Below are 17,284 nucleotides of genomic sequence, written 5' to 3' on the forward strand. Positions count from 1 at the left end.
AATTCAAACCACTTATAAAATGTCAAAGCATGGCTTATTTGAGATAAAACGAATGGGTATGGTTGGAAATTCCTTCTCCAGCTGTTTCGATAAATACACCATCCCAGGCTGCTCACTTTCGGCATGACCTAAAACAATTAATGATATATCTCGTCCTTGACTAATTGAATCTCTAACATATTCCGGGGTTTCCCATTCAGGACCTTCCCCATATATAATCAGATCAAGATTATACTTTTCAAAAAGAGGAATAGCTGTCAACCCACCACCTCGATACCCAGCCAACAAGCCAATCCGAGCACAATTCTTTGTAGGATTTCCCATGGAACGGACATAATTAATATCTAATTTATTTTTTAGATATTCGGCAACTTCCTTCAAAGTCATTGTAGGAATTTCGACAATGGATACAACCGGTTCGTTTTGCTCTTCATAAGAATCCCACTGTAATGATTGAAGTAACCCTTGCATAATACCATCAGGCTGGTAGCGGTGTATGTAATCGTGATTTCTAAATACAGCTATTCCTGACTCTTTAATTAAGTTATATTTTTCTAAATACACTTGATCATCTTCTAGCTCTGTTTTATCCCAGTGACTATAAAATAACCCTTCATGTGTAATTAACATATTTGCACCTAATTCAACCGCCTTCTTTATAGCATCATAGGTTGGCATAAATGTAATTGCAATTCCAGTCACATCCATGGTTGGAGTACCAAATTTCAATGTATCAACGGTGTTTTCAATTTCCCCTACCGGACTAGTTAAGTGATTTATTACGTCTTGTACTGTAATCCCCATATTCCTTTTCCTCCGTTATGTTTTTTACATTTGATGCTTGCATAAGCTTTGTTCTTTTGATTTGTCTACTAAAAATGAATTGACATCTTTTCTACCGACCATCTTTCAAGAACTCATCTAACTCTATATCAGTAATGGTCCCTTGATGAAAATATAATTGCCATTTTTCATCAATCAACCTCCAAATCGAGCTACGTAAAGTATTTCGCTTCCTAGTTGTATCTACTATTAAATAAGTAGATAACACCACATCCGGAGCTAATGGATAAATTTCATAGTTATGTAGAGACATTTCAGTTAAAACGACACCCATTTCTAGGCATTCCTTTTTATCAAACATCCGCCCTGAACTTCCTATTTCAAAAAACTCATCAGCAAGGATTTGATCCATTTCTTCTCTACTCTGTCGAACTGCTAATCTTGTATGACTTTCCTCTAGCGCTTTTAAATGTTCTTTTAAAGTACTATCCATGCCTTTTCTCCTAATGATTTATTGGTGTTTGAAAAAAAATCGAGCAGTTATACTCGATTTAATCTTTAAACTTTGACAGATAATGATACACTCCGTCTTGATCACAAGTATATTCTGTGACATCATCTACTATTGCTTTAATACGATCTGGGGCATTTTTCATCGCTACAGCATAATTAACGAACTGCAGCATTGGCAAATCATTGTCACTATCTCCAATGGCCATGATTTCTCCCTCTTCTATATTAAAATGCTTTAACATCTGCTTAATTCCTGTTGCTTTGTTTACATTGGCGACCATTAATTCGACATTATGTGCTGAAGAAATAGACGTCGTAAAGTTTATTTTATGCTTTAACTGTTCAAGTTCAGCTTTCCATTCGTTTATATGTTTTGTTGTACGTGCAAAAAAGTAAAACTTTGAGAATTTATTTCCTTTAATTTGTGCTTCCCAAGCAATTTCTTCTTTAATCGCTTGTTTTCTAGACAGCCACTCATTAATTCCGACACTTTCAGGCTTCGGATCTTTAATTTCATTTTCCACATATGGTTGATCCTGTTTTAATGTTATCCTTGGTGCTCCATAAGGAAAAAGTTCATAATATACTTTACTATTCCTAGCTTTTTGTATAACCATTTCTACCAACTCTAATGAAAGTGAATGTTCAAAAACTGGTTCTTTCCCTACATAGCCAGCCATCCCATTTGATGTAACGAAGCCATCTACTTGAAACCCTTGAGGAACTACACCTTCAATTTCGTCTAGAGCTCTGCCTGTTGCGATAAATACAAAAATCCCTTGACTTCTAAGCTCATCGATAATTTCTTTTGTATGAATACTAACCTTATTTTGATGATTTAAAATGGTACCATCCATATCTAAGAAGATGGCTTTTGGCTTAAATCCCACTACAAAACCTCCTGTTTTACATAAAATGTCTATGGGGTAAGTATACAGCTTGGAATCCTTTCTCTCAATAAGTGGAAAAATTTCAGGTTTTCTAGAATGACTCTTTTCTGAAAGATTGCTGCTAATTTCTAAAGATTTTTAAAATCAACAAAGACTAGAAAAATAGCCTAAAGACCTAAAGAAAAGTTATCACGATAGAAGAGATCCCTACCAAAGAGCACATAATTCCTCCAAAGCGGGTGGACATGAGATACAATCCTGAAGGTTCAGTAGCATCCTCTGACTTCCAACTCTCTGCGATTAACCAAATAAAAGATGGTTTTATGATCATAGTAAGACCAATTATAAATAGGATTATGCCTAAAAGAACCATTTCTCTTCCTCCTGATCATCTTGCTCGTATATTATAAATACGTTTATTGCTGAATTAGGTTTCGTTATTTTTTGAAGTTTCAGATATTATCACGATTAAATTTGAGATTCCTGAGCTGACCCAATTAGGATTAATTTCAGACAGCTTTAGCGTTAGAAGGCTTAACTGTCTTAACCTCGCAGAAGCTTTTGATGTTTCTGATTCCCTTTTTGATACAAATGTTCGAGTAAGGGAATGAAAGGTGTGGTCTGATTCCCTTTTTGATACAAATGTTCGAGTAAGGGAATGAAAGGTGTGGTCTGATTCCCTTTTCTGATGCCAAATGCTCGAGAAAGGGAATGAAAGGTGTGGTCTGATTCCCTTTCTGATGCCAAATGCTCGAGAAAGGGAATGAAAGGTGTGGTCTGATTCCCTTTTTGATGTAAATGCACGAGAAAGGGAATCAAAGGTGTGGTCTGATTCCCTTTTTGATGCAAACGTTCGAGTAAGGGAATGAAAGGTGTGGTCCCTTTCTGATGCCAAATGCTCGAGAAAGGGAATGAAAGGTGTGGTCTGATTCCCTTTCTGATGCCAAATGCTCGAGAAAGGGAATGAAAGGTGTGGTCTGATTCCCTTTTTGATGCAAATGTTCGAGTAAGGGAATGAAAGGTGTGGTCTGATTCCCTTTCTGATGCCAAATGCACGAGAAAGGGAATCAAAGGTGTGGTCTGATTCCCTTTTTGATGCAAATGTTCGAGTAAGGGAATGAAAGGTGTGGTCTGATTCCCTTTCTGATGCCAAATGCTCGAGAAAGGGAATGAAAGATGTTGTCTGTCCCTTTCTGATGCCAAATGCTCGAGAAAGGGAATGAAAGATGTGGGACTCAACCTGTCTGAACTTAACCCGACTTGGGACAGCTTTTGGATCCGGGAGGAACAACCTCTGCACTTCAAGTTCCTCCGATCTAACTTCATTTTATGATTACTATCTAATCAAACTCCTCCACGTTAACTTCCAATCCCCGCGATATTCATTCCATTCACCATCAATCAACCATAGCTGAAAATAAAAAAACAGGATTTGAGTTAACAAATCCTGTTTAAATCATTCTTATATCTTAATGCCCTGAAAGCTTAGCCCCGGGCTTATCATACACAGCTAGTCGCTTAACTAAAGTAGAACTATGTTCATTTAAACCTAATATCGATACATCCACATTATGTTCACGGAATTTGATCACAATTTTATCGATTGCTGCCACAGCTGAATCATCCCAAACATGTGCTTGTGTGAAGTCGATTTCTACTTTTCTAGCTTTCTCATTAAATTCAAAGCTATTAACTAAATCTGTTACTGAAGCAAAGAAGACCTGCCCTGTTACACGATAAATTCGTTTGTCTGTTGCTGCATCCATCACACTTGTTACAGATACTTTTGAAATTTTTGCCACAAAGAAAATTGCACTTAGAATAATCCCTGCAAATACACCCTTTGATAAATCGTGTGTAAACACTACAGTTAGAACTGTAACAACCATTACGATTGAATCTGTAAGTGGTGCTTTCTTAAGTAGTTTAAGAGATGCCCAATCAAATGTACCAATAGAAACCATGATCATGACACCAACAAGTGCCGCCATTGGAATTTGAACAACCACTCCACCTAATACCATGATCAAGAACATTAGGAACACCCCTGCAACGAAAGAAGAAAGTCTTCCTCGAGCACCAGACTTTACATTAATTACTGCCTGACCAATCATTGCACAGCCTGCCATTCCACCAAAGAATCCAGTAACAATGTTTGCAATCCCTTGTCCACGGCTTTCTTTATTCTTATCACTACCTGTATTTGTCATATCATCTACAATCGAAGCAGTTAGTAGTGACTCTAATAAGCCAACAAGTGCTAATGAAAGCGCATATGGGAAAATAATAATTAAGGTTTCTAATGTAAATGGAACCATTGGAATTGCGAAGAATGGTAGTGCTTGAGTAAGTTCACCCATATCTCCAACTGTTCTCACATCACTTCCAGTATAGATAGCAATAATTGAAATGACGACAATGGCAACTAGAGGTGAAGGAACAACCTTTGTTATTCTCGGTAAAAGATAAATGATAGCTAGTGATCCTGCAACCATGGCATACATTTGCCATTTTTCATCAACAAAGTGTTGAAGTTGAGAAGTAAAAATCATAATCGCAAGTGCATTGACAAATCCTACCATTACAGAACGTGGTATAAATTTCATGTAACGAGCTAATTTAAACACACCGAATAAAATCTGTAGAATACCAGTTAGGATCGTTGCAGCAAATAGATACTGTAACCCATGATTAGCAACTAACGTGGTCATTAATAATGCCATCGCACCAGTTGCTCCAGAAATCATTGCAGGTCTACCACCTACAAAAGCAATAACGACTGCAATACAGAACGCAGCATAAAGACCTACCATCGGATCCACTCCAGCAATAATAGAAAAAGCAATTGCTTCAGGGATCAATGCTAGTGCAACAACAATACCAGCGAGAATATCTCCTCTAATATTGCCAAACCACTCTTGTTTAATTGTTTGTAAATTCAAATTTTTTCTCTCCTTGTTCTATGTTTTAGGCTATTTTCATAAACTTTGTTGGCTTCGAACAGTTTAGAGTTAACCACCTTTACCTAGTAAAGTACCACCTCTACAAATGTTAGAATCGCAATAAATGCCCATGAAAAAACCATTTACAAATGACTTTCAACTCTCATGAAAGTCGGGACCGTTTTGAACATTTGAATCTTACCACAAGTTAAACAAAAATCAAATCGTCATGTAAGCGTATATCAAACGTATTTTTCTCTTATATCCTTTATTTTTCTCTCAAATTCTATCTCTTTTCATAAAACTGTCATAAATAGCTGTTCAAAAATAAAGTCTTTAATTAATTATAGAAAAAAACTTTTTACTTCTCTAAAAACTGTATTTTAAAAGAAATAAACCCTTGAGGTCTAACACCAACCCGTTCGGTTGAGAGGGAGAAAACGTTAATTCGTAGGTTAATTAACACTGGTTTTAGCAAGCGAATTAGCAATACAAATAACAAGAAAAAAAAGGATCAGACAATACAATCTGATCCTTTTGCTCTTAAATCAAAATCTTATACAACTAACGCCTTGTTACTTTAAATACGTTAGTTCCACAAAATTAGAGTAGTTAGGAAATGGTTTGCTGTGTAGTATAAATTAAATTTATTTTCGGTCATAATACCGACTGCTTAACATTAAATTCTTTATTTTCATTACTTGTAATATGGCTCCCCGTATCACATCTAAATGTGGTTCTAACAAAAAAAGGCATGTTCTTAATTGGGTAACTAGCGATAAAAAATAAGGGAAAATTTTTCCGTTAATTGTAGATTATAGCAGGTTTTGGGGTAAATAGGGGGAGTTTTTCCCCTTATATAAAGCAAAATCACCTATTTTCATGTACTTCAAGGCAAATAAGAGAAATTTCTCCCTCTATTTAATCTATTTTCAATACTATTTATGAATTAAGGGGAATTTTTCCCTCTATTTTTATTTAATGCTTAGTAAAGACCTACTACGCATCCGCCTTGCTTATTGCACATTACTGACCGTTGAATAAGCCAATCAATAGAATATCGTATTTACGGAATATCCTCAAAAAAACTAAAGAGTCCAACACCTAAGGATCTTAAATACGGCAAATAAAAGTTTACAAAGGGAGTTTTCCATTTGCTGGTTTAGAAAATGGTTTACCTAATGCATACCCTTGTCCCAAATGAACCCCTAGATCTTTCAGATAATTAAATTCTGATTTGGTTTCTATCCCCTCCGCAATCACCTTTGTTTCCGTTTGTAAGGAATATCTTAGAAGTATCTCTACTAAGTATTGTTGCTCTGGGTGCGTATTTATATTGCGAACTAGTGATTTATCAATTTTGATAAATTCTGGTTTTATATTAATGAGGGTCTGTAAGCTGTTATATCCCGTTCCTGCATCATCAACAGCAATGCGAAAGCCTTGTTTTCTGTAATGATTTATCATAATCTCAAAGCGATTATAATCTAACACGGCCTCTTTTTCAGTAAGCTCTAACACTACATTTTTGGGAGACAGGTTATATTTTTCAAGTAACTCCAATGTTTTACCACTTCTATAAGACGGGTCAGCTAGCACCTGAGATTGTATATTTAAAAATACTAATTGATTAGTATTTTCATTTAATTGTTGTACTTGCTCCGAATACCTAGCTAGAGAGAGCTCACGTAAAAAATGTTCAATTAAAACCACATTAGAGCTCCTACCAACATAGTTATAAAAGGACTCTGTTGTTGGAAATAATTTTGTCATATAAGGGCGGTTTAATATTTCAAATCCAACTGTGGAACCATCTTCAAGAGAAAGAATTGGTTGAAAAAATGTGCTCACTTTTTCATGCTTCATTAATTCTTTTATCTCTTCACTTTTTTTAAACTCTTGAAATAGGTCGTGTCGTTTAGAGGATAAAAAGAGGATAAAGTTTAAATAGTTGTGCTTATTCATCATAGGGATCCCTCTTGTTGTTTTTTGTCGAATACACTTCCATTATAGTATACAATTAGCTTTTCATTTCTAAATATTTTGTAAATCATTCGTTTCAGGTTTGTAAATGCGGAAAACAAAAAAGATGGAGACCCAATGTGGTTCTCCATCTTTTTTGTTCAAGCTATATTTTAAAAATTAGCATTGATGTCCCAATTATTACTTAGAAAACACGTTAATAAATTCCCTCATATAATCCGGTAAATCAGGTGGACGACGACTTGATACAAGATGACCGTCTACTACAACTGGTTCATCTAACCATGTAGCACCTGCATTCATCATATCATCCTTAATCCCAGGTGTACTTGTTACTTTTTTACCATTTAAAATCTTAGCTGATATGAGCACCCAGCCTGCATGACAAATTTGACCAATCGGTTTTTCTTGATCGTCCATTGTTTTTACCATGCTTAATACTTCATCATACCTTCTCAATTTATCAGGTGACCAACCACCTGGTACTAAAATCGCATCATAGTCATTTGCATCTACATCTTTAAACGCTAAGTCAGAAACAATTGGAACCCCATACTTTCCAATATATTTCTCATTAGCTTTCTCACCGACAATAGTCACCTCTGCCCCTTCTTCTCTTAAACGAAGAACTGGGTACCAAAGCTCTAAATCTTCAAACTCATCACTTACAAGTTGAATGACTCTTTTACCTTTTAATTTCACGAAAATCCTCCTCACTTCTATTTAATTATCATTTTGGATCAAAAAAAAGGGAATTGCAAATAATCGAAATGGCGGTGAAACATTCACCTTTATTTTCCTCTTGTACTACTTATACCATCATGGTATATTAATTAAGCGATGAGCTGAATTGTGTAAGTCGCTAGACACGCCTTTGGCAATGCACTATGTGGAGTGCAGTCTAACGCCTCAATACGCAAAAGATGTCCTTTTTAGGGCATCTTTTTTTGTTTTTTTAAATCAAAATGGAAATAGGTTACCAATTATATTTTAATAGTCACATGCTAAAATCACTATAAGGAAGGAAGTGATTTTATGATTAAAATTAAACTTGCTATTTTACTATTGTTTATACCCTTTCTATTAAGTTTTAATCCTATCTCGTATGATTCTAGCTATTATGCAAAATATACTTCTCCTGAGGGGATTCAATTTTTAAGCTATACAGAAAATTGGAATCAGTCAAAACTAGAAGGGCTGTATATGGAGCTAATAAAAAATAAGCACGGTGAAGAAATACATTTACTAAAAGAAATCCGAGTTAGAGGTGGAGGTCATGCTTCCAATCCCTTGATTACAGGACAATACTTTTCTTTAACGAACTCTATTACATTATTTAATGGTGATACATTCCTTGAACCAGCTGAATTTAGTGGAACGCTCTCTCATGAATATGGACACCATTTTACTTACCATCATCTAAAAGAACATCATTTCCCCTTTTCATCTTGGTCAAAGCTTCGAGGCCTTGATCATGATTCAATCAGATGGGATGCATTCTGGAACTACACTGCATCCGGGCATATGTGGTATCCACAGGAAATTGCCGCAGATGATTATGTGTTATTATATGGTGCTACAAAGGAAGTTCAACTTAAAGATGTTTATAGCAACGAAGCATTCTACCGTAAAACAATCCACGATAACCAAAAATTGAAAAATGTTCTTGAAAATAAAGAACTTCAACGATATTTAGAAGAAGTAACAAATATTTCCGTTGAAGAAGACCGTTACTTCATATCCCCAACCCTTAATGCTATAAACGAAAATACGGTTAATTTCAATATTACTCCCAAAAAGAATATGGCTTATCGCTTAAACGCAACCATCCATTTAGATGAACAAGAATATTTTCAAGAGGTTTTAACAATCACTAACAATGATTCACTTAATATCATTTCTTTTTCGTTTGCTGAGATTTTAAAGGATTTACCAGATTCTCAGTTTGTTGAAAAAATTGAAATGAACATCGATGTCTTAGATTTAAAAACATCTATTGGATTACAAACGGAAACACATGTAATAGAATTAAACAAGACAGTTAATAACTAGTTATTCAGTAAAAAGTGCCATAATGGCACTTTTTTTATTCGGTTGGCCTTGGTCCTGGTTCTAGCCCGGAGCTTTCAACGGTCATTATTGGTCTTACTGTTAAGTCACCTTCAATTCGTATTTGACAGGAAAGCCGTAAATGATCTTCTATCCCTTTTTGGGCAAATGCATCTTTTTCGATATTGGTTAAGTCTTGATACTCACCTTCTAAGATTTCAACACGACAACTTGTACATTTCGCTTTTCCACCACAGCGATGTAAAATTTGTATACCATTATCCTCCAAAGCCAAGACAAGTTTTTTTCCTTCTTCTACCTCAAACATGCCTTCTTCTCCTACAACAGTTACATATGGCAATAGGTGCACCCCTTTTAAAAATATTTTTTGCTTTAATGGTATTGACAAAATTTTGTTATTTCAACACAACTAACTTTAAATGGAAAATAGTTGCCAGCAAAAAATATCTATTTTAGTATATATGTATATCAAAATTACAAACAATTCAGTTTATGTTGAAAGTTCAAGAATTCTTATAACTAGATTTAAAGTGATTAAATAGGAATGGACTATTTTCCTAGCAGCAATATCAAATCCACTTTCGACAGGAGGGAAAACATGACATTACTAGATAATAAAATCTTCAAGTATGCTATGTTCAACCAAACTTATAGATGTTTTGAGGGATTAATGTTATGAATAAAATTAACCTCAGCGCACTTATATTCGCAGTTGTTGTTTCTATTGGGTTTATTACATATACGGTGGTTGAGAGGTCCGCTTGGAATGAAACAGGCAATGTAGACATGGTCCAAACCAATCGAACAACAGAAAACTTTGTTTCAGAGGAAGATAATCAAAATCCTGAAGTAGCACAAGAAGCTGCAAAAGAATTATTTAAGGATACGATGAGTGAGAGTGCTGTTCAACACGCCATCCACCAAATGAGTCATCAAAAAGTGAAAGCTGATAAAAAATGGGGTGCCATTCAACTGACGAATGAAAGAGTCCTTCGTCTAACCGAAGTAGTTGAACAAAATAAAAGCAAGTACAGACACGATTCAATCTATTTAGATATACTTACTCGTTGGGCTAAAGGCGACTTTAGTCAAGTGGATAAAGACCATAATAAAATATGGCAGCTACAAGGCGGGAATGTCGGTCGAGCTACAGGGATATTAAGTACAAAACAGGAACAGCAATTTATTGAAAGGAATTTTAGATAAGCATTCACGGGAGGGTGAAAAGTGGTTAGACTAGCAGCGAATGGAGTTCCGAGACTAAGTATTTTCAGGGTAGACATCTATGCTAATTAAATTCGCACCATGGGCTATGAAAAAACTTTATACTCAGCGTAGTGTCTAGCTCCAGGCGCTATCGGCTCAGTTCTAAGTCAATCCACCCTAGAAGGTTAAAGAGCAACCTTGTAGCCAGCTTGTCTTATGCCTGTCGCCGATGAACTAACGCCTTCCGCATTTCTTTTTTCAGGGTAGACATCCATGCTAAATAAGTATTTCGCACCATGGTGAATGAAAATGTTTACTCATCAGTGTGGAATGAGCGGAGAGCCACTTGACTCCTGCGGGATCGAGTGGTCTCGTGAGACCCCACAGGAGCCCGCCCCTGGCGACGAGGAGGCTCACGGACCACCCCGCGGAAAGCAAGTGGATCGCAGCTCATGGAACTCCACAACCAAATTTATTTTCAGGGTAGACATCCATGCTAAATAAGTATTTCGCACCATGGTGAATGAAAATGTTTACTCATCAGTGTGGAATGAGCGGAGAGCCACTTGACTCCTGCGGGATCGAGTGGTCTCGTGAGACCCCACAGGAGCCCGCCCCTGGCGACGAGGAGGCTCACGGACCACCCCGCGGAAAGCAAGTGGATCGCAGCTCATGGAACTCCTCTAACTAAGTTATTTTCAGGGTAGACATCTATGCTAATTAAAATTAGCACCATGGAGTATGAAAAATTATACTTAGCTTAGTGTCTAGCTCCAGGCGCTATCGGCTCGGGGTCATAAGTCAATCCATCTAGAAGGTTAAAGAGCAACCTTCCAGCCGGCTTGCCTTATGCCTGTCGCCGATGAACGAGCGCCTTCCGCTTTTCTTTTTTCAGGGTAGGCATATACAAAAATGGTCGTAAAGTTGAAATGTAACTTTACGACCATTTTTCTTTGTTTTTTATTCACTTAAATCCACATTATGGTAAACTTGGCGAACATCATCTCTATTTTGAGTGGAAACCGCATAATATCAACGATTGATTAATGTATTCTCATAGATAAAATTGTCTGTTTATCATAATCGAACTAATAACATAAATCAACAGTTAATTGTATGTATATCATATTGAATTTTAATATTGAAAAATATAATAAAAACAACGCCTAAATGACGTTGCTTCATCAGTAATTATTTTTCTTTAGTGATACCCATAAATTCATTATACTGTGCAAGCTCATTGTTAAAACGATGTTTAATCAGGTAGTCTGCAATCATGTCTACTTGAGTACGGAAATATTCATCAATACCATAGAATTTTGTGGAGTATTCCGTAAGACTCAAATATAAAGTCGTTACAAGTCCGTATGCATGCTTTAATTCCTCGTTTGTCATTTCTTCCATGTTTTCAATAAAATCCGATACATCAATTTTCATTTCATTCACCTTTCATATATAAATTTAACTAAATAATTGTAAATTAAAAACAGGAAAGTCTAAAGTGCAGTACCTAATAAAATACTTGTTTTACTTAGTTGATAACCATCTTCAACTAATCCATAACCATTGATTAATCATCATCAATCTCAGCCAACAATTCAAGAAGCGGGTTAACTTGTTTTCCATCTCCATTCATTTGCGCCAATTTCTTTTCTTCAATCATTACCTTCGTCATATCGTTTGCTAGTCTTAAACGTTGACTAAGAGGTATACATAAAGCAGTCATATGTTGACTGCTTTGTTTATCAATAGCAATCATTCGTCTCTCAAGGTCAGGTGTTCTTTCATCTGCGATATCTAAATCATTTGCAGCTTGTTTGATTCTGTTCCACATATGTAAATACTGCGCCAACATGTTCAAACTATCAGAATCTGCAACAGTGAAATTTTCGTTTTGATTTTTTAAATTATTGAAGATTTTTCTTTCCGTTTTATTTAATATCGGAGATGCTTTTGGATTTGTTTTGTTCGTTACATATTTATCTTCCATTTTTTTTCGTGTAGCCCGCTCATCTTTTGACATTTTCATGCTCATTTGATTTACTGGTTTTGCTAATCTCCCCATGAATATCACTCCTTAAAATTTTTTTAGGGAAAATTTTTTTTTACACCAAGGACACCTCAGTCTCTTGACACCTACCTCAGGATAAAAATGGGTAGTCTAGGGGATAGGTAATATATCAGGCCAGCGTCATTACAACACTGGCATATCATCTTCAGGAACTTCCCAATCAAAGTCTAGTTGCTCTCTTGTTTGAAAATGTGTATTACATGATTGGCATAAAGTAATCAAGTTACTTGGTTCGAACCTTAAATCAGGATAACCATTAGTGCCATTGTATTTAATACGTGGCTTTATGTGATGTACTTGTAAATTGTTGGGTTGTGACAAAGTTGTATTTAATCAAACACCTTTGACAGTAGCCACCATCACGCTTAATCACACTCAACCTTGTATATTTCCAACTTTTAGAATTAAAGAATTTCTTTTCTTCAGGTTTCATTTGAACACGTCTTTTATTTCGTAATCGAGCGGCTTCTTTTTTACATTCACATTCTTCCGTAAGCGGAATTACCTTCCCACAATTGCAGAATTTTAGTCTTTGTCCTTTTCTTTTTTCATTCATTTCTTCCATGAAATATACCTCCATTTATTTTCTATAACCATTTGCTCGTATCACTGGTGCGTTTAAAAAGAAAAGACATACCCAAACAAAGGTATGTCCTAATTAATCGTAAGCTGTTAATTGTAGGAACTCTTGATTTTTTCTTTCACTCTCATTTCTTTAGCATGATTCATGTTTTCTTGGTGGGTACACCATTCGAGATTGATTACCTTGTTATTCCTTCTGTTTCTGTCAATATGATTAACTTCTGGCTTATTATCATGATTTGGGATAAAAGCTTTAGCAACAAGAATGTGTACTCGATAATTTTTCCCATCAACTTTTATAAAGGAATAATCATGACCATTATTACCGAACTTAAGCAATCTTTCATTTTTATTCCTTTTGTTAATACTTTTAACTTGTCCTTCATCGGACACATAATAAATCTTCCTTTTACTTTCTAAAGTTAATTTCCATTCTTCCAATTGATTCATCTCCAAGTGAATAATTTTGCTTTGCTCACTTGATTTGATTTGATTGAATATAAAAAGAGCGAGTACGTTCAGCGCTCACCCTCCCTATTAATTATTTGATTGTTTGGCTATATGATGTTGATTCTAGTTGAATATAAGTTTTTATAGGTCAGGCATCTCCTCTTCTTCCCCATAAACTTCCAATAGTTTTTCATACGCTTGTTTGATAATTTCCATATCATCAATTGTAGCAGTAGAAATTTTTTTGCCTTTTCCGTAAAATACTGTTGCCACTGCTTCTAATTCAGGCATACGACCTTTTTTATGAAATTTAACAGAAATGGATTTCACATCTTTCATTAATGAATTAAATTCAGCAATGATTTCTTCATCATCTGATTTAACTTCTTCTTTAGTCATTCTGATTGATGGCCGAACTTTTACAATATCTGTAGGATTGTAGAAGTTTTCGATTGATGGTTCGATAATCCATTCACCTTCAGAATAAATCCATTTTGTGTTACCCAGATATCCCAAGGTGTGTAAGTGATGTTAGAAGCGAAACCAGATTTCTTTTCTTCCTGTTCTTCACAATGAATTAAACCAGCTTCCCTTAATAAAGTTTTATGCTGATTGTATTTCCCCTTTTTTATTCTAAATTCGTCGAAAGCAGTTGTGACTGGAAGAACACAATAGCAATCACCGTTATACGTGGCAAATGAGCAGAATCCTCAAGTAGATATAAACATCAAAGCCATTGAAGATGTTAACAGAACATTGAATCATGTTAAAATGCAATATTTTTTCCCAAGTTAAAAAGGACTTTCACATTGTGAAAGCCCCCTTATTTTTATTTCAAATTCATTAGTGGACTACTTTTAATGCTTAATTCCATAACTTGTTCATCTTGCAGGATTGTAAATAACGCTTAGTAATCGAGATATCTTCATGCCCTAACACCCTCGATAAGCTATATACATCACAACCGTTTTGTAACATCAACTGGGCGTAAGTATGGCGTATTGTATGTGGTGATATACGAATTTCTCTTGTAATGCCAGCACGTTCACCAGCGATTTTTACAATACGTTCTACTGCTTCCACTGTTAATGGTTTGCCCCTATATGATAAAAACAAATTATCATGCCCTCGATAATCATCTTTTAAATATTGCTCACGAATACGGTCATATTTAATCAGATACTTTTTGAGTGCCGGAGATATCGGTAAATAACGCTCTTTATTCCCTTTACCCACAATTTTAATGGTTGTTTCACCTACGTTGCTTTTCATTAAGTGACATAACTCCAGATTTCTTATCCCAGTATCAGCAAACATCATGATAACTAATTTGTTTCTGGCTTCAATGTAAGTTGTCATTTTATAAGCCTCAACCATTCCTCTAATTTCTTGAGACGTAAATGATTTAATAGTGACGATTGGCTCCTTCATCCATTGAACATTTAAACATGGATTGTGTTTTTGTAATATATAACCTTCATCTACACAATACTTAAAAAAGCTACGAACACACTTGTAAATGCTGTTGATATAAGTTTCTTTTCGACCTTTTTTGGATAACATCATTCCATATTGTTTGATGTGTAATGATTTAATTTCTTCTAGTTCTGCAATTTCGTATTCACTTTCAAGATACGCTAAAAACCTTCTGTTATTGTCCTTGTAGCTTTTTTGAGTACGTGGACTATAACTTTTCACTTGAATGTGAAACATAAATTCTTTGTGTAAATCAGTTAAAAGCATAAAAAAATGTTCCTCCCGTTATGAATTTACAATTCAATCCATGAGAGAAACATATATCATAATCAATTACGTTTTAAGTTTGAATGTATATCATAAATAACGCATTTTTTTATGATAGCCACTTAAATATAAGTGTCAAAAACGTTGATACTGCAAAGTTGCTTGTTTTATTCACTTAAATCCACATTATGGTATACTTGACGAACATCATCTAAGTCTTCTAAAGCATCAATTAACTTTTCAAATTGAGCTTGTGCATCCCCGGGTAGCTCAACATCATTTTGAGCCAGCATCGTTAACTCTGCTACTGTGAAGTCAGTAATTCCTGCATTTTTAAATGCTTCTTGAACCGCATGAAATTGATCAGGCTCAGCATAAACAATAACTGCTTCATCTTCTTCAAGAAGATCACGAGCATCAACATCTGCCTCCATCAAGATTTCAAGTACTTCATCTGCAGATTTTCCTTCTACACCAATAACAGCTGTTGCGTCAAACATATAGGCTACAGATCCACTTACACCCATGTTACCACCATTTTTCCCAAAGGCAGCACGAACGTCAGAAGCCGTTCTGTTTACGTTATTTGTTAATGCATCAACAATGATCATTGATCCATTTGGTCCGAAACCTTCATAACGTAACTCATCATAACTTTCCTCAGATCCACCTTTTGCTTTTTCAAGTGCGCGATCAATGATTGCCCGAGGAACATTATAAGTTTTAGCACGCTCTAGTACCACTTTTAATGCTTGGTTAGCTTCTGGGTTTGGTTCCCCTTGCTTAGCCACAACATAAATTTCACGACCAAACTTTGCATAAATACGACTCGTATTTGCATCCTTTGACGCTTTCTTTTCTTTAATATTATTCCACTTACGCCCCATACTGTTCCACTCTCTTTCGATCCTATAAATAATATGCAATTAAAGTGTTTTACACACTTCTTCAAAATAACTGTTAATTCACGATTTCTATTATAACAGAACATCCCTATTTTTGAATACTTAACCTAAATATCAAAAGACATGCATTCTTCTTAAGAGTGCATGTCTCTAAATTGTTACAATTCTAAGTCTAAAGGTCTTAGTTTCGCTTCAATTTGTTCTCTCTTTGGTTCTAAAAATGGTGGTAGTGCAAGGCTTTCACCTAATGTTTCAAGAGGTTCATCTGCTGCAAACCCTGGTGTATCTGTTGATAATTCAAATAAAATATGATTAGGTTCTCTGAAATATAAGGCTTTAAAATAGTATCTTTCCACCTCACCTGAATTCATTAACCCACTTTCCTTTATACGCGTAACCCATTGCTGGAACTCTTCTTCATTAGGGATTCGGAATGCAACATGATGGATGCTTCCTCTTCCTGGTCTTTCTCTTGGAAGATCTGGTCTTACTTCTATATGAACTTCAGCTCCCGAGCCACCCTCACCGGTAGCATAAACTTCGATGTCTTTGTAGTCCCCAGCGAGTGATGGATATGTTCCAACATGTCTGAATCCCATTACTTCTGTTAATACACGAACCGTTGGCTCTGCAATTGGGACAGTTAACATGACAGGACCTAAACCAATAATTGCGTGCTCAGCAGGTACATCTGTTTGATCCCATGGTTCTCCTGCTGCTACACCCATTTCATCATTATCTGCCACTAAAATGACATTCGTACCGTCATAATCTTGAAAAGCTAGTGATTCACGGTTGGCTCTTTTTTCAATTCCCCAATGATTGATCCCAAATTGGTCTAAACGATTTTCCCAATATTGAAGTGCTTCAGAGTTTCTCACTCTAAGAGAAGTAGAAGAAATACTGTTTATCCCTGGGCGTGTTTGACCAAGATGAGGAATATCGAAAAAGGTAATTTCAGTCCCTGGATTCCCTTTGGCATCACCATAAAACAAATGATATGACTCCGTGTTATCTTGATTAACTGTCTTTTTTACTAGTCTCATCCCCAGAATTTTCGTATAAAAATGAAAGTTTTTTTCTGCTTTTCCGGTTAAAATTGAAACATGGTGTAAACCAAGTAATTTCATAATAATCATCCTTTCT

Annotated in this window: 19 protein-coding genes; 2 read left to right on the forward strand and 17 right to left on the reverse strand. The window is 35.6% G+C overall.

Translation table 11 applies throughout. The annotated features are described in order from the left end of the window. Positions 1–12: 12 nt before the first annotated feature. From BK579_RS20745 to BK579_RS20780, 7 genes are all read right to left on the reverse strand, one after another. Positions 13–804, reverse strand: coding sequence for a Nif3-like dinuclear metal center hexameric protein (locus BK579_RS20745; protein ID WP_078548795.1), 792 nt, complete (start codon positions 802–804; stop codon positions 13–15). Between the two features lie 91 nt (positions 805–895). After that, positions 896–1,276 carry a nuclear transport factor 2 family protein gene (locus BK579_RS20750; RefSeq protein WP_078548798.1) on the reverse strand — a complete coding sequence of 127 codons (381 nt, stop codon included), beginning with the start codon at positions 1,274–1,276 and terminating at the stop codon, positions 896–898. 58 nt (positions 1,277–1,334) lie between these two features. Beyond that, entirely contained in the window at positions 1,335–2,186 is an 852-nt protein-coding gene (locus BK579_RS20755; protein WP_139365132.1) for a Cof-type HAD-IIB family hydrolase, read from the reverse strand. Positions 2,187–2,361: 175 nt separating this feature from the next. Beyond that, positions 2,362–2,559, reverse strand: a complete 198-nt coding sequence (locus tag BK579_RS26970; RefSeq protein WP_078548800.1) for a DUF6199 family natural product biosynthesis protein — start codon at positions 2,557–2,559, stop codon at positions 2,362–2,364. 1,096 nt (positions 2,560–3,655) lie between these two features. After that, the gene (locus tag BK579_RS20770) at positions 3,656–5,128 is read right to left on the reverse strand and encodes a SulP family inorganic anion transporter (RefSeq protein WP_078548804.1); all 1,473 of its coding nucleotides are present in this window, start codon (positions 5,126–5,128) and stop codon (positions 3,656–3,658) included. A 1,134-nt stretch (positions 5,129–6,262) separates the two neighbouring features. Beyond that, complete coding sequence (locus BK579_RS20775; protein WP_139365133.1) at positions 6,263–7,096, reverse strand: EAL domain-containing protein; 834 nt, start codon at positions 7,094–7,096, stop codon at positions 6,263–6,265. 195 nt (positions 7,097–7,291) lie between these two features. Further along, entirely contained in the window at positions 7,292–7,813 is a 522-nt protein-coding gene (locus BK579_RS20780; RefSeq protein WP_078548807.1) for a type 1 glutamine amidotransferase domain-containing protein, read from the reverse strand. Between the two features lie 333 nt (positions 7,814–8,146). Between BK579_RS20780 and BK579_RS20785 the strand changes: the two genes are divergently transcribed. Beyond that, positions 8,147–9,163: a hypothetical protein gene (locus BK579_RS20785; RefSeq protein WP_078548808.1), complete on the forward strand. Its 1,017-nt coding sequence runs from the start codon at positions 8,147–8,149 to the stop codon at positions 9,161–9,163. A gap of 34 nt (positions 9,164–9,197) precedes the next feature. Here the strand turns inward: BK579_RS20785 and BK579_RS20790 are convergent, their stop codons facing one another. Continuing rightward, positions 9,198–9,521, reverse strand: a complete 324-nt coding sequence (locus tag BK579_RS20790) for a 2Fe-2S iron-sulfur cluster-binding protein (protein WP_078548809.1) — start codon at positions 9,519–9,521, stop codon at positions 9,198–9,200. Between the two features lie 335 nt (positions 9,522–9,856). On the opposite strand from BK579_RS20790, the gene BK579_RS20795 reads away from it, so the two are divergent. Then, entirely contained in the window at positions 9,857–10,387 is a 531-nt protein-coding gene (locus BK579_RS20795) for a DUF6241 domain-containing protein (RefSeq protein WP_078548811.1), read from the forward strand. A 1,191-nt stretch (positions 10,388–11,578) separates the two neighbouring features. Here BK579_RS20795 and BK579_RS20805 read toward each other — a convergent pair. The 9 genes from BK579_RS20805 to BK579_RS20845 form a co-directional block, all read right to left on the reverse strand. Then, complete coding sequence (locus BK579_RS20805) at positions 11,579–11,824, reverse strand: hypothetical protein (RefSeq protein WP_078548814.1); 246 nt, start codon at positions 11,822–11,824, stop codon at positions 11,579–11,581. 133 nt (positions 11,825–11,957) lie between these two features. After that, entirely contained in the window at positions 11,958–12,452 is a 495-nt protein-coding gene (locus BK579_RS20810) for a hypothetical protein (protein ID WP_078548816.1), read from the reverse strand. Between the two features lie 129 nt (positions 12,453–12,581). Beyond that, a complete protein-coding gene (locus tag BK579_RS27125; protein ID WP_078548817.1) occupies positions 12,582–12,779 on the reverse strand; it encodes an HNH endonuclease in 198 nt (65 codons plus the stop codon). Further along, positions 12,730–13,023, reverse strand: a complete 294-nt coding sequence (locus BK579_RS20820; protein WP_078548818.1) for a hypothetical protein — start codon at positions 13,021–13,023, stop codon at positions 12,730–12,732. The genes BK579_RS27125 and BK579_RS20820 overlap by 50 nt, the downstream gene beginning before the upstream one ends. Positions 13,024–13,130: 107 nt before the next feature. Then, entirely contained in the window at positions 13,131–13,481 is a 351-nt protein-coding gene (locus tag BK579_RS20825) for an HNH endonuclease (protein ID WP_169891209.1), read from the reverse strand. A gap of 150 nt (positions 13,482–13,631) precedes the next feature. After that, on the reverse strand, positions 13,632–14,006 hold the full coding sequence (locus BK579_RS20830) for a hypothetical protein (RefSeq protein ID WP_078548820.1): 375 nt from the start codon (positions 14,004–14,006) through the stop codon (positions 13,632–13,634). 348 nt (positions 14,007–14,354) lie between these two features. Next, entirely contained in the window at positions 14,355–15,233 is an 879-nt protein-coding gene (locus BK579_RS20835) for a tyrosine-type recombinase/integrase (protein WP_204524746.1), read from the reverse strand. Between the two features lie 167 nt (positions 15,234–15,400). Then, positions 15,401–16,120 (reverse strand): YebC/PmpR family DNA-binding transcriptional regulator, encoded by a 720-nt coding sequence (locus BK579_RS20840; protein WP_078548822.1) that lies wholly within the window; start codon positions 16,118–16,120, stop codon positions 15,401–15,403. 176 nt (positions 16,121–16,296) lie between these two features. Continuing rightward, a complete protein-coding gene (locus BK579_RS20845; protein WP_078548825.1) occupies positions 16,297–17,268 on the reverse strand; it encodes a ring-cleaving dioxygenase in 972 nt (323 codons plus the stop codon). Positions 17,269–17,284 lie beyond the last annotated feature (16 nt).

Source organism: Litchfieldia alkalitelluris (genome assembly GCF_002019645.1).
GTDB classification, from domain to species: domain Bacteria; phylum Bacillota; class Bacilli; order Bacillales; family Bacillaceae_L; genus Litchfieldia; species Litchfieldia alkalitelluris.